12 protein-coding genes and 1 pseudogene are annotated in these 12,019 nt (G+C 64.5%); 6 read left to right on the top strand and 7 right to left on the bottom strand.

Annotated elements, in window-relative coordinates:
* Nucleotides 1–28: 28 nt before the first annotated feature.
* Nucleotides 29–459: pseudogene (locus tag QU44_RS17965) on the bottom strand (catalase); the annotation flags it as partial.
* A 105-nt stretch (nucleotides 460–564) separates the two neighbouring features.
* A complete protein-coding gene (locus tag QU44_RS15940; protein WP_033923409.1) occupies nucleotides 565–906 on the bottom strand; it encodes a hypothetical protein in 342 nt (113 codons plus the stop codon).
* Nucleotides 907–1,020: 114 nt separating this feature from the next.
* Between QU44_RS15940 and QU44_RS18365 the strand changes: the two genes are divergently transcribed.
* From QU44_RS18365 to QU44_RS15955, 4 genes are all read left to right on the top strand, one after another.
* Nucleotides 1,021–1,176, top strand: coding sequence for a hypothetical protein (locus QU44_RS18365; RefSeq protein WP_197054359.1), 156 nt, complete (start codon nucleotides 1,021–1,023; stop codon nucleotides 1,174–1,176).
* A gap of 109 nt (nucleotides 1,177–1,285) precedes the next feature.
* A complete protein-coding gene (locus QU44_RS15945) occupies nucleotides 1,286–2,614 on the top strand; it encodes an MFS transporter (RefSeq protein WP_033923402.1) in 1,329 nt (442 codons plus the stop codon).
* The gene (gene cysK / locus QU44_RS15950) at nucleotides 2,611–3,528 is read left to right on the top strand and encodes a cysteine synthase A (protein WP_033923403.1); all 918 of its coding nucleotides are present in this window, start codon (nucleotides 2,611–2,613) and stop codon (nucleotides 3,526–3,528) included. The genes QU44_RS15945 and cysK overlap by 4 nt, the downstream gene beginning before the upstream one ends.
* 112 nt (nucleotides 3,529–3,640) lie before the next feature.
* On the top strand, nucleotides 3,641–4,924 hold the full coding sequence (locus tag QU44_RS15955) for a cell wall hydrolase (protein WP_231621780.1): 1,284 nt from the start codon (nucleotides 3,641–3,643) through the stop codon (nucleotides 4,922–4,924).
* 19 nt (nucleotides 4,925–4,943) lie between these two features.
* Here the strand turns inward: QU44_RS15955 and QU44_RS15960 are convergent, their stop codons facing one another.
* The 4 genes from QU44_RS15960 to hisI are packed head-to-tail and all read right to left on the bottom strand — an operon-like array spanning nucleotide 4,944 to nucleotide 8,130.
* The gene (locus QU44_RS15960) at nucleotides 4,944–6,749 is read right to left on the bottom strand and encodes an acyl-CoA dehydrogenase C-terminal domain-containing protein (protein ID WP_033923404.1); all 1,806 of its coding nucleotides are present in this window, start codon (nucleotides 6,747–6,749) and stop codon (nucleotides 4,944–4,946) included.
* Nucleotides 6,750–6,761: 12 nt separating this feature from the next.
* Nucleotides 6,762–7,193, bottom strand: a complete 432-nt coding sequence (locus tag QU44_RS15965; protein ID WP_033923405.1) for a MerR family transcriptional regulator — start codon at nucleotides 7,191–7,193, stop codon at nucleotides 6,762–6,764.
* Nucleotides 7,194–7,228: 35 nt separating this feature from the next.
* Complete coding sequence (locus QU44_RS15970) at nucleotides 7,229–7,696, bottom strand: hypothetical protein (RefSeq protein WP_052134987.1); 468 nt, start codon at nucleotides 7,694–7,696, stop codon at nucleotides 7,229–7,231.
* Between the two features lie 50 nt (nucleotides 7,697–7,746).
* Nucleotides 7,747–8,130, bottom strand: coding sequence for a phosphoribosyl-AMP cyclohydrolase (gene hisI / locus QU44_RS15975; protein ID WP_052134991.1), 384 nt, complete (start codon nucleotides 8,128–8,130; stop codon nucleotides 7,747–7,749).
* Nucleotides 8,131–8,351: 221 nt separating this feature from the next.
* On the opposite strand from hisI, the gene purF reads away from it, so the two are divergent.
* Nucleotides 8,352–9,809 carry an amidophosphoribosyltransferase gene (gene purF, locus QU44_RS15980; protein WP_033923406.1) on the top strand — a complete coding sequence of 486 codons (1,458 nt, stop codon included), beginning with the start codon at nucleotides 8,352–8,354 and terminating at the stop codon, nucleotides 9,807–9,809.
* 19 nt (nucleotides 9,810–9,828) lie between these two features.
* Nucleotides 9,829–10,539: an SDR family NAD(P)-dependent oxidoreductase gene (locus QU44_RS15985; RefSeq protein WP_033923407.1), complete on the top strand. Its 711-nt coding sequence runs from the start codon at nucleotides 9,829–9,831 to the stop codon at nucleotides 10,537–10,539.
* Between the two features lie 24 nt (nucleotides 10,540–10,563).
* Here the strand turns inward: QU44_RS15985 and QU44_RS15990 are convergent, their stop codons facing one another.
* Nucleotides 10,564–11,910, bottom strand: coding sequence for a cryptochrome/photolyase family protein (locus QU44_RS15990; RefSeq protein ID WP_033923408.1), 1,347 nt, complete (start codon nucleotides 11,908–11,910; stop codon nucleotides 10,564–10,566).
* Nucleotides 11,911–12,019: the final 109 nt, after the last annotated feature.

The following is a 12,019-nucleotide window of genomic DNA, read 5'->3' on the forward strand; positions in this document are numbered from 1 at the left end:
AGCCAAGCCCTTTTTCAGCAGCCTGTTAGGGGAAGCTGCCGGTGTCGATCGCTTCCCACAGGTCGCGGCGCTGATAGTTGTTGTCAGTGGCCTGGAGCTTGAGCGCTTCGTCCCAGATTGTCGATTGCAGGCCGAGCACCGGCTTCCAATGGAACTTCACGAAACTCGATTTGCCCTCGGCATTGATCAACTGGAAGGTGTGAACGCCGAACCCCTCCATCGTGCGGAAGCTTCGCGGCAGTGGACGATCGGCTCAGGAATACGCTCATGATCGAAGTGGAATATCTTCTCGCGCAACTCGAAATCTTCGAGCAGCGTTGGCCCGCGCTTGCCCGATTTCAGGCTGTTCTGATTGTCGCTGATCGGCATGCCGTGATTGGACGTCAGCACCGGCGTATCGCCCGCGGCCTGGTGATGCGTTTCGCCGCCATTGCCGCGAATGTCGTTGGCATCGCTCATGTTTTAATTCCCAGGTTCAGATGCTTAACGCGCGAACCAGGGAAACAGGCGCATGCACCCCAGCCTTTTACTCTACAAGGCTAGGGCGTGCCGGCATCCAGCCGGTCAGTCGGGCTCGACCGCCAACAAAATCTCGCCGCCATATTTGACGTCGCCGGGCTGAAACAAATCGCTGACGAAGAACCGTTCGTCGGTGCGCGTCAGATTGCCGAGGCCGATTAGCTTGAACGTCCCCAGCTTCACTTCGCGAGGCGGCGCGGCGTTCAGCCGCAACGTCACGGCGTCGACGAACATGTCGCCATGCCGGGTCCAGATGGCATGCGGTGCCAGCATGATTTCGGTGCGGTTATAGGTTGCCGACACGCACGTCTTGCGCACGATCGCCTCGAAAATCGTCGGGGCCGGGCCAGCGGGCGGTGCAACATCGTCTTCTGCGGGGAGCTTCATGGCGTGCATGCTATACCTCTGTGCTGCATCGCAGCAAGAACCAAAACGGGCAGGCTTGGTTCCATATAGCACAATCGCACGTTGATGTGGGCACCCCTTGCGATGGAGATGATGATGAACGACCCCCAGACCAATAAGCCCGATGGCGAAACCACCAACGATAAGCCCACCCCGGTGGATGATCGCGGCGCAGTCGAAAACCAGAGCAGCGTCACGCCCGATGACTATCCCGACGATGACGGCGGCAAGCCAGATTACGGCGGCAATTGAGGCATGTGCATGGCTGGCGGCGATCGCAGCACCGCCGGCCAAGCCGCCCTTTACCCCGCCCCACAAAGCCTCGTTGCACATCCAGGCTCGCCCGGCCTAAGCCCACGGCATGAAGCCGCCGCATCCCTTCGCGATCCACAATTTTCGCGCCTATTGGCTGGCGCGGCTGTCGAACACATTGGCGCAGATGGCGATGGTGATCGTCATCGGCTGGCAGGTATATGACATCGCCCGCCAGACCATGACGATCCGCGATGCCGCGTTCCAGCTTGGCTGGATCGGCGTGGCGCAGTTCGTGCCGTTACTGCTGCTGTCGCTGGTCGCGGGCTGGGTCGCCGACCGCGTCGATCGACGCTGGATCGCGCGCGGCGCGGTGGCGCTGGAGGCGATGTGCGCGCTGTTGCTGGCGTGGCTGACCTATCACGGCGCGATCACCCTGCCCTGGCTGTTTTTCGTCGCCGCCCTGCTCGGCGTCGCGCGCGCCTTTGCCGGGCCGGCGCTGCAGGCGCTTGCCCCCAATCTGGTCCCGATCGCGGTGCTGCCCGCCGCGATCGCGATGAGTTCGATCGCGTGGCAGGCGGGCTCGGTGCTCGGCCCTGCGATGGGCGGGTATCTTTATGCCGCGAACCAATGGCTTCCCTATGCGGTATCGGCGGGGCTGTTCAGCCTTGGCTTTGGGATGCTGACGCTCATCACCCCGGTCGAGCGCAGGCAGATGACCGGCGCGCGCAATCCGTGGGCACAGATGGTCAATGGCCTTGCCTATGTCCGGCGCAACCGGCTGGTGCTCGGCGCGATCAGCCTCGATCTGTTCGCGGTGCTGCTGGGCGGCGCGACCGCGATGCTGCCGATTTATGCCCGCGACATTCTGCAAATCGGTGCCGATGGCCTCGGCCATTTGCGCGCGGCCCCGGCGGCGGGCGCGGTGCTGGTCGCGATCTGGTTCGCCTGGCGACCGCTGACGAACAATGTCGGGGTCAAGATGCTGTGGTCGGTCGCCGCGTTCGGGGCCGCGACCGCGATGTTCGGGCTGTCGGCACCCTTGCTGTTGCCCGTCATGGGCGCAGCCGCGATCGGTAGCGACTTTGCCCCCGCCGTGCTGGTGGCGCTCGCCTCGCTGTTCGTCGTCGGCGCGACCGACATGGTATCGGTCTATGTCCGCCAGTCGTTGATTCAGTTGCATACGCCCGATGAAATGCGTGGCCGTGTGGGGGCGGTCTCCACCCTGTTCATCTCGGGCTCGAACGAGTTGGGCGAGGCACGCTCGGGCTTCCTTGCCGCCGCCGTCGGCCCGGTGGTGGCGGTTGTAGGCGGCGGGATCGCCGCCATATTGGTCACCGCGTGGTGGGCGCGCCTGTTCCCCGAACTTGGCCGCGCACGAACCTTTGCGGCTCCCACAACCCTAGAATTCACGCCGATCAAGGAGAAGACGACATGAAAGCCAACACGATCCTCGACACGATCGGCAACACCCCGCATATCCGCGTCGCGCGGCTGTTTCCCGATGCAGAAGTGTGGATCAAGTCCGAGCGATCGAACCCCGGCGGTTCGATCAAGGACCGGATCGCCGCCGCGATGATCGAAGCGGCCGAGGCTTCGGGCGACCTCAAGCCCGGCGGCACGATCGTCGAGCCGACCAGCGGCAATACCGGCGTCGGCCTGGCGATGGTCGCGGCGGTCAAGGGTTACAAGCTGGTGCTGGTGATGCCCGAAAGCATGTCGATCGAGCGTCGCCGGCTGATGCTCGCCTATGGCGCGACCTTCGACCTTACCCCGCGCGAAAAGGGGATGAAGGGTGCGATCGAGCGTGCGATCGAACTGGTCGAACAAACGCCGGGTGCCTGGATGCCGCAACAGTTCGAAAACCCTGCGAACATCGACGTCCATGTCCGCACCACCGCTCACGAAATCCTCGCCGATTTTGCCGACACGCCGATCGATGCGATCATCACCGGCGTCGGCACCGGCGGTCACATCACCGCGGTGTCGGAAGAATTGAAAAAGAGCTGGCCCGGCCTGAAGGTCTATGCGGTCGAGCCCGAGGCATCGCCGGTCATCTCGGGCGGCCAACCCGGCCCGCATCCGATTCAGGGCATCGGTGCCGGCTTCGTGCCGCGCAACCTGCATACCCAGGCGATCGACGGCGTGGTGAAGGTCGCCGCCGAAGCCGCCAAGGAAATGGCACGGCGCTCGGCGCGAGAAGAGGGCATGCTGGTTGGCATTTCGTCTGGCGCGACATTGGCTGCGATCGCGCAGAAGCTGGCCGATCTGCCCTCCGGCAGCCGGGTGCTGGGGTTCAACTATGACACCGGCGAGCGCTACCTGTCGGTCCCCGACTTCCTGCCCGAATGACGGGGGCGAAATAAGCCACCGTCACCCCGGACTGGTTCCGGGGTGACGGTGGGGCGCTCAGAGCGGCCCTTTTTCCTTCTCCCAGCCGCCCGAACCCTGTGACAAGGCCCGCATGAATCCACCCCCTTCTCCGAAGACGCCCATTATTCGTGCGATCCTGGCGGTGCTCGCGTTGCTGGCGGTGCTGGTGCCTGCGATCATCGTCGCCACCGCGCCGCCGATCATGCCCGTCGAGCGCAAGGTCGCGCGCCCGCAGCCACGGGTCATCCCCGCCGCCGAACTGCCTCCGGTAGAGCCCACAGCCTTCGTGGCGCTCGATCCCGTCGACGCACGCCGCTTCAACGCCACGGTGCCCTTTTCGAGCGCGCCAAACCTGCCCGCGCGCCCTTTCAAGATCGCCGGCGCGCCCGACAGCATCGCCCGGGCTACTGACTGCCTCACCGCCGGTGTCCTGTATGAATCGGGCGATGACCCGGTCGGCCAGCGCGCGGTTGCACAAGTCATCCTCAACCGCTTGCGCCATCCCGCCTTTCCCAAGACCATTTGCGGCGTGGTGTTTCAAGGTGCCGAACGCTCAACCGGCTGCCAGTTCACCTTCACCTGCGACGGTGCCCTCGCTCGCCGTTATGCCGATGCCGCATGGGGCCGCGCCCGCGAGATCGCCGCCGCCGCGCTGGCTGGTCAGGTCGACAAGCGAGTGGGCACCGCGACCCATTACCACACCGATTGGGTCGTCCCCTATTGGAGCAGCAGCCTCGACAAGATCAGCGAAGTGAACACCCACTTGTTCTTCCGCTGGACCGGATGGTGGGGAACCCCGGCGGCGTTTCGCGGAGAATATGCCGGCGTCGAACCACTGATCGCCAAGCTGAAGGGCATCGCCCCCGCCCACGGTGCCGAAGCTACTACCGGCACCCCCGCGCTCGATGTCACCGCGATCGGCGAAGCCGACTTGCCCGCGCCGCTCGCAGGCGATGCCGACAGCTTCGTCATCACCCTAGATCCCTGGATCGCGGCGAACGACTTCCCCGCCTATGCGCTGCGCGTCTGCGGCGATCGGCCCTATTGCAAGCTGCTTGGCTGGGTCGATCCAGTCGACACGCCAAAGACCCTGCCAGCCGAACCCACCGTCATGGCGCGCATGGCGTTCAGCTATCTGCGCGATACCAAGGGCGGTTTTGAAAAGGCGCTGTGGAACTGCGAGCGCTATATTCGCGCCGCGCCTCAGCAATGTATGAAGCGCCAGATGCTGCCGCCGCCCAGACCCGAGCCATCGGTCCCCAAGTCCGAAGCCTCGCCGCTGACCGGCATCCGCCGCAACAGCGAAATGCCCGCCCCCTCGCAGGGACCGGCACTTTCACTTCCGCCCGCCAAAACGCCCGCGACGCCGCTTTGACGGCAGCGCCGCCGCGCCTTCAGGCCGCCAGGAACATCTCGGGCGACAGCGCCATGATCGCTTCGCTGCCCCCCTCGATCTTGCGGCGAAGCGCGCCGGTATCGGGCATCACCCGCTCGGCATAGAAGCGCGCGGTGACCAGCTTGGTCTCCAGGAACTTGGTGTCGCCTTCGCCCGCTGCCAGCAGCATGTTGGCGGCGCGCACCATCCGCAGCCACATCAGCCCGGTCGCGACGATTCCCATCATGTGCATGTACGAATGCGCGCCGGCCCCGACATTGTTCGGGTTCTGCATGCCATTGGCCATGAACCACATCGTCGATGCCTGCAGATCGCCCAGCGCCTTTTCCAGCCGCCCGGCAAACTGCGCGGTTGCTTCGTCCTGCGCCTTGGCATCGGCGATTTCGTCGCCGACCAGCTTGAAGAACGCCTGCACCGCCCGGCCGCCCTTTTGCGCCAGCTTGCGCCCGACCAGGTCCATTGCCTGGACGCCGTTGGTGCCTTCATAGATCATCGCGATCCGCGCATCGCGGACATATTGCTCCATGCCCCATTCGGCGATGTAGCCGTGGCCGCCATAAACCTGTTGCGCGTTGGTGGCGATGTCATAGCCCTTGTCGGTGCCATAGCCCTTGATCACCGGGGTCAGCAGCCCGATCAGATCGTCGGCCATTTCGCGCTCTTCCTCGGTCGCGGCATTGTGCGCCAGATCTACCTGCAACGCACCCCAAAGACACAGCGCGCGAAGCCCCTCGGTCAGCGCCTTTGCCTCCATCAGCATACGGCGGACATCGGGATGGACGAACAGCGTATCGGCCTTTTCGGCGGGTTCGGCAGCGCCGGTCAGCGCGCGCCCCTGCCGCCGATCACCGGCATAGGCCACCGCGTTCTGATACGCGGTCTCGGCAACGCCAAGTCCTTGCAGCCCCACGCCCAGCCGCGCCGCGTTCATCATGATGAACATCGCGGCAAGGCCTTTCATCTCCTCACCCACCAGCCAGCCGGTCGCGCCGTCATAGTTCATCACGCAGGTCGAATTGGCGTGAATCCCCATCTTGTGCTCGATCGATCCGCAGGTCACCGCATTGCGCGCGCCAAGCGACCCGTCGTCGTTCACCATCACCTTTGGCACCACGAACAGGCTGATCCCCTTCACGCTGTCGGGCGCGCCGGGGGTCTTGGCCAGCACCAGATGGATGATGTTCGACGTCAGGTCATGCTCGCCCGACGAGATGAAAATCTTGGTGCCGGTGATGCTGTACGATCCATCGGCATTGAGTTCGGCCTTGGTCTTGATCAGGCCCAGATCGGTGCCGCATTGCGGCTCGGTCAGGTTCATCGTGCCGCCCCATTCGCCCGACACCATTTTGGGAACATACAGCTCCTGCTGTGCCAGTGATCCCTTGGCCAGCAGCGCGGCGATCGCGCCGTGAGTCAGCCCCGGATACATGGCGAACGCCATGTTGGCGGAGATCATATATTCCTCGAACGCGGTCGATACGACGTGCGGCATCCCCTGCCCGCCAAACGCCTCGGGCGCGGCAAGCGTCGCCCAGCCGCTGTCGACGAACTGGCGATACGCCTCCTTGAAGCCATCCGGGGTGGTCACGCTGCCATCGGCATGGCGCGTGCAGCCCTGTTGATCGCCCGAAAGGTTGATCGGGAACAGCACTTCGGCGACGAACTTGCCGCCTTCCTCCAGCACCGCGTTGACCACATCGGGCGTCGCATTGGCGAAGCCGGGCAGATTGGCGTGTTTGTCGAGGTGAACGACATGGTCGAGGATGAAGCGCGTATCGCGCACGGGCGGCGTATATTGCGGCATGATTCTCTCCGGTCAGTCTTTGGTAATTGCCTGACCATCGACGACGGTCAGGAAGGCGTTGAGTTCGGCGATCGCTTCGTCGATGTCGTGCTTTTGCGCCTCGAGCGCGGCGACGCGCGCGCGGCAGCGCTCGATCGTCACCTGCCGCTGCACCCGCCGGCCATCGCCGACGTCGTACAGGTCGATCATTTCGCGGATTTCACCCAGGCTGAAGCCGACTCGCTTGCCGCGCAATATCCAGGCGAGCCGAGCGCGGTCGCGATGCGAATAGATGCGCGACAAACCGCGCCGCTCGGGAGCGATCAGCCCCTCATCCTCGTAAAAACGCAGCGCGCGGGCGGTGACGCCGAATTCGGCGCACAGGTCCGAGATCGTAAAGCACTCAAGATCCTGGCGCGGCGCGATCGGCGCAAGCGCTGTCGTGGAGGAAAGCGCGTGAGGCATGTCCGATACATACCCTCCGCTTACGTAAACGTCAACTACCCAACGTCATCATCGCACAACATCCGCCCGCGCGGATCGCGCAGCGCCAGAGCCTCGGCATCAACGCCCGACATGCGATCGACGGTCAGCGCGCCAAGCGATGCCCGCGACCGGCAAAGCGCCTTGCAGGTGGCCGGCAGCCTCGCGGGGAAAACGATCCGCTCGTCGGCAATGGTCGCATCGAACGCGCACCCCTTTTCCAGCTCGATCCGCAGGACGGTATCGGCACGAGTCGCGGTCCCACGCCCCGAGCAATCCATGCCCTGGCCATAGTCCACCAGCGCCCCGATCCGGTACGTGCCGCCGTCGCCGATCAGGCAGAGCCGATCGGTATCGCGGGCATACAGGCCCGCCAGGCTGGCATCATCGGGGTCGCGCACCAGCCCCCGCTCGATCGCTGCGGTCTCCAGATCGGGTGGCCCGGCCGACCCATCCCTGGGCGCGCCGTCCGAGCAACCAGCCACCGTCAAAGCCCATAGTAAAAATGCGCACGATGCTAGCCGGACCGCCATCTTCACGGCGCCCCCGGCACCTCGGCATCGCTCGCTGGCTCCAATCCTTGCGCTGTTACCCGCCGATAGAAACAGCTCCGCGCGCCGGTGTGACACGCCGGCCCCACCGGATCGACGATCAGCCACACCGCATCCTGATCGCAGTCGATCCGAATATCCCGCACCCGCAGCACATGCCCCGACGTTTCCCCCTTCTTCCACAGCCGCCCCCGGCTACGCGACCAGAAGGTAGCTTCGCGGCTGGCGATCGTCGCCGCCAGCGCTTCGGCATTCATATGCGCCAGCATCAGCACCTCGCCGCTGGCAGCATCGGTGGCGACGGCGGTGATCAGTCCCGCAGCATCATATCGGGGGTCGAGCGTCAGCCCGGTATCGCGATTATCCATCGCCCGGGTCTAGCCAGCGATCGCTGCCGCTTCAATCGACACGGCATCGATCGCCGCAGGCAGCGGTTGGCAATACCACCCGATCAGCATCGCCCAATCGTCCCAATATTGCACCGATCGGGCTATTTGCCATTCGGGTCGTCGCGGTTGTTACAAACAGGCGACAAAGCCCGATCGACTGCCTATATGGCGGCGAAACCCACCATAAAAGCATTGGCCGTATGCGAACCACAAACCCGTTCGACGACGACAAGCTACGCGAGGAATGCGGTGTTTTCGGCGTGTCGGGCACCGACAGCGCCGCCGCTCTCGTGGCGCTTGGTCTCCACGCATTGCAACATCGCGGGCAGGAAGCTGCCGGCATTTCGAGCTATGACGGCGTTCAGTTTCACACCCACCGTGCGATGGGGCATGTCGCGGGCAATTTCGACCGCGACGACATTATCCGCCAATTGCCCGGCAATGTCGCCGCCGGCCATGTCCGCTATTCGACCACCGGCGAGACGGCGCTTCGCAACGTCCAGCCGCTCTACGCCGATCTGGCGAGCGGCGGTTTCGCGATCGCGCACAACGGCAACATCTCGAACGCGATGCGGCTCAAGCGCGATCTGGTTCGCCGCGGCTCGATCTTCCAATCGACCAGCGATACCGAAGTCATCATCCACCTGGTCGCCACGTCGAGCTATCGCTCGCTGCTCGATAAGTTCATCGACGCGCTGCGGCAGGTCGAAGGCGCCTATTCGCTGATCTGCATGACGCCCGAAGGGATGATCGCCTGCCGCGATCCGCTCGGCATCCGCCCGCTGGTGATGGGCCGCCTGGGCGACAGCGTCATCTTCGCGTCGGAGACGGTCGCGCTCGACGTGGTTGGTGCAGAATTCGTCCGCGCGGTCGATCCGGGCGAGTTGGTGATCGTCCAGGGCGACGACATCCGCTCGATTCGGCCCTTCGCGCCGGTCGCGCCGCGCCCGTGCATCTTCGAATATGTCTATTTCTCGCGCCCCGATTCGATCGCCGAGGACCGCTCGATCTATTCGGTGCGAAAGGCGATCGGCGCGCAGCTGGCGATCGAGAATCCGGTCGAGGCCGACCTCATCATTCCCGTTCCCGATTCGGGCACGCCCGCGGCGATCGGCTATGCCCAGCAATCGGGCATTCCTTTCGAGCTAGGCATCATCCGCTCGCATTATGTCGGGCGCACCTTCATCCAGCCCGGTGACAAGGTCCGACATCTGGGCGTGAAGCTCAAACACAACGCCAATCGCGCGCTGATCAAGGGCAAGCGGGTAGTGCTGATCGACGATTCGATCGTCCGCGGCACCACCAGCCTCAAGATCGTCGAAATGATGCGCGAGGCGGGCGCTGCCGAGATTCACATGCGGATCGCCTCGCCGCCGACGCGGCATAGCTGCTTCTACGGCGTCGACACCCCCGAGCGCGCCAAGCTGCTCGCCGCCAAGTTCGACGTCAGCGGCATGACCGATTTCATTCACGCCGACAGCCTTGCCTTCGTTTCGATCGACGGGCTCTACAAGGCGCTGGGCGAAGCAAGCCGTGCCGAAATCCGCCCCAAATATTGCGATGCCTGCTTCACCGGCGATTATCCCACGACGTTGACCGACCAGGATGAAAGCTCGCCGGTCGAGCAATTCTCGATGCTGGAAGAGCGCGTCGGCTAACCCACGATATGAGGACTGCATGACCGAAAAGCCCCTTTCCGGCCGGCTGGCGCTCGTCACCGGTGCCAGCCGCGGCATCGGTGCAGCCACCGCGCTCGCGCTTGCCGATGCGGGTGCGCATGTGGTGCTGACTGCGCGCACCACCGGCGGCCTCGAAGAGATTGAGGACAAAATCTACGCCGCCGGCGGCAACGCGACGATCGCGCCGATGGACCTGACGCAAACCGACAGCGTGGTTCGCCTGGCAGGCGCGATCCACGAACGCTGGCAGCGACTCGACATCCTGGTGCTCAACGCAGCGATGCTGGGTTCGCTCAGCGCCGTCCCGGCGATCGACATGAAGGAATGGTCGAAGGTCTTCACGCTCAACGTCACCGCACAGGCAGCATTGCTCGCATCGTTCGACGGCCTGCTGCGTGCCTCCGACGGTGCCCGCATCATCGGCCTGACGTCGAGCGTGGGCCGCACCCCGCGCGCCTATTGGGGCACCTATGGCGCGTCGAAGGCGGCGTTCGAAACCCTGCTTGCCAGCTATGGCGAGGAAGTGCGGAACATCACCAACATCCGCACCGCGATTCTCGATCCCGGCGCGACCCGCACCAAGATGCGCGAGCGCGCCTATCCCGGCGAAGACCCCGCCAGCGTCAAGCCGCCCGAAACCGTGGCGGCGCGCATTCTGGCGATGGCGATCGACGGGTTCGAGGCCAACCACAACGAACGCATCGACTGACATCGACCAAGCACCGCGCGTCGGCTATGTCGCCTGTTTCACGGCCTCCAGCGCGCGTTCGCGCGCGGCGCGGTGGCCGATAATCTTGGCGGGGTAGCCGGCGGGGCGGCAGCCATATTCGTCGGGATCGTGGACGCCCGGCCCACGGATATGGGCAAGCTCGGGCACCCAGCGGCGGATGTAATCGGCGGCGTCGAACTTTTCCGACTGCACCAGCGGCGCCATGATCCGCACGAACATGTTCGAATCGATACCGGTCCCCGCAACCCACTGCCAGTTCACGGCATTGCTGCCATAATCGGCATCGACCAGCGTGTCCCAGAACCACCGCTCCCCTGCGCGCCAATCGATCAGCAGATGCTTGATCAGGAAACTGGCGGCGATCATCCGCACGCGATTGTGCATCCATCCGGTCGCCCATAGCTGGCGCATCCCGGCATCGACGATCGGATAGCCGGTTCGCCCGCGCTGCCACGCGCGCAATTCCGCAGGCGAATCGCGCCACGGCATCGCATCGAATTTGGGCCGGCCGTTGGTATAGGCATAGTCGGGACGTTCGAGCGTCACGCCCTTGGCGAAATCGCGCCAGGCCAGTTCCTTGTGAAAGGTGGTCGCCTTTTCCCCGCCGCCAGCCAAGCCCCACGCATCGCGCGGCGAAATCTCGCCAAAATGCAGATGCGGCGAAAGCCTGGAACTACCCTCGACCGAGGGAAGGTTGCGCGCCTCGTCATAGGCTTCGACATGATCGGCAAACCGCCGAGCAATCGCACGGGCGGCATCCTCGCCCGGCTGCCAGTCGGCAAAGCCAGCCGACCAATCGGGATCGGTCGGCAACAGCTTCCAGTCCGTCAGCGTGTCGCTATGGGGCCAGGTATCCGGTGCCTCGATCGCCTCTGGTATCGGCAATCCGGGCTGGGGCGGCATTTGCTGCGCCAACGCCTTCCAGAATGACGAATAGATTTTGAACAACCCGCCCGATCCGGTGGTCACCGCCTCGATCCGCGCCAGATGGTTGCCGTCATGCACGCACAGCTGGTCGCCAAGCGCCGCCTCTGCATTCAGCCACCACGGCTCATAATGGTGCAGCGCATGGATGCGATCGGCCCCGGTTTCGTCGAGCAGCTTGCGAAGCTGGCTCACCGACTTGCCGCGCCGAAGGATCAATCGCGAACCCTTGGCCTCCAATGCCTTGGCCAGCGCCACCAGCGAATGATGCAGCCACCAACGCTGCGCCCCGCCAATCCGCCAGTCGCCCGGCGCATCGTCGTCGAGAATATAGACCGGGATCACCGCGCCTTCGTGCGCGGCGGCGACCAGCGCCGGCTGGTCGTGCAGGCGCAGGTCTTGCCGGAGCCACAGGAGCGAGGTCATTCCTGCTCCCCTCCCGCTTGCGGGAGGGGTTGGAGGTGGGCGTGTTGGCGACGAAGATACATCATTTCGACATGCCCTCCCCCAACCCCTCCCGCAAGCGGGAGGGGGA

This window comes from Sphingomonas sp. 37zxx, from assembly GCF_000786205.1.
Taxonomy (GTDB): domain Bacteria; phylum Pseudomonadota; class Alphaproteobacteria; order Sphingomonadales; family Sphingomonadaceae; genus Sphingomonas.

Bases quoted from the DNA above. Each gene is read 5' to 3' on its own strand.
- QU44_RS15940 (WP_033923409.1), bottom strand. From the start codon at position 906: ATGAAGCTCCCCGCAGAAGACGATGTTGCACCGCCCGCTGGCCCGGCC.
- QU44_RS18365 (WP_197054359.1), top strand. From the start codon at position 1,021: ATGAACGACCCCCAGACCAATAAGCCCGATGGCGAAACCACCAACGAT.
- QU44_RS15945 (WP_033923402.1), top strand. From the start codon at position 1,286: ATGAAGCCGCCGCATCCCTTCGCGATCCACAATTTTCGCGCCTATTGG.
- cysK (WP_033923403.1), top strand. From the start codon at position 2,611: ATGAAAGCCAACACGATCCTCGACACGATCGGCAACACCCCGCATATC.
- QU44_RS15955 (WP_231621780.1), top strand. From the start codon at position 3,641: ATGAATCCACCCCCTTCTCCGAAGACGCCCATTATTCGTGCGATCCTG.
- QU44_RS15960 (WP_033923404.1), bottom strand. From the start codon at position 6,749: ATGCCGCAATATACGCCGCCCGTGCGCGATACGCGCTTCATCCTCGAC.
- QU44_RS15965 (WP_033923405.1), bottom strand. From the start codon at position 7,193: ATGCCTCACGCGCTTTCCTCCACGACAGCGCTTGCGCCGATCGCGCCG.
- hisI (WP_052134991.1), bottom strand. From the start codon at position 8,130: ATGGATAATCGCGATACCGGGCTGACGCTCGACCCCCGATATGATGCT.
- purF (WP_033923406.1), top strand. From the start codon at position 8,352: ATGCGAACCACAAACCCGTTCGACGACGACAAGCTACGCGAGGAATGC.
- QU44_RS15985 (WP_033923407.1), top strand. From the start codon at position 9,829: ATGACCGAAAAGCCCCTTTCCGGCCGGCTGGCGCTCGTCACCGGTGCC.
- QU44_RS15990 (WP_033923408.1), bottom strand. From the start codon at position 11,910: ATGACCTCGCTCCTGTGGCTCCGGCAAGACCTGCGCCTGCACGACCAG.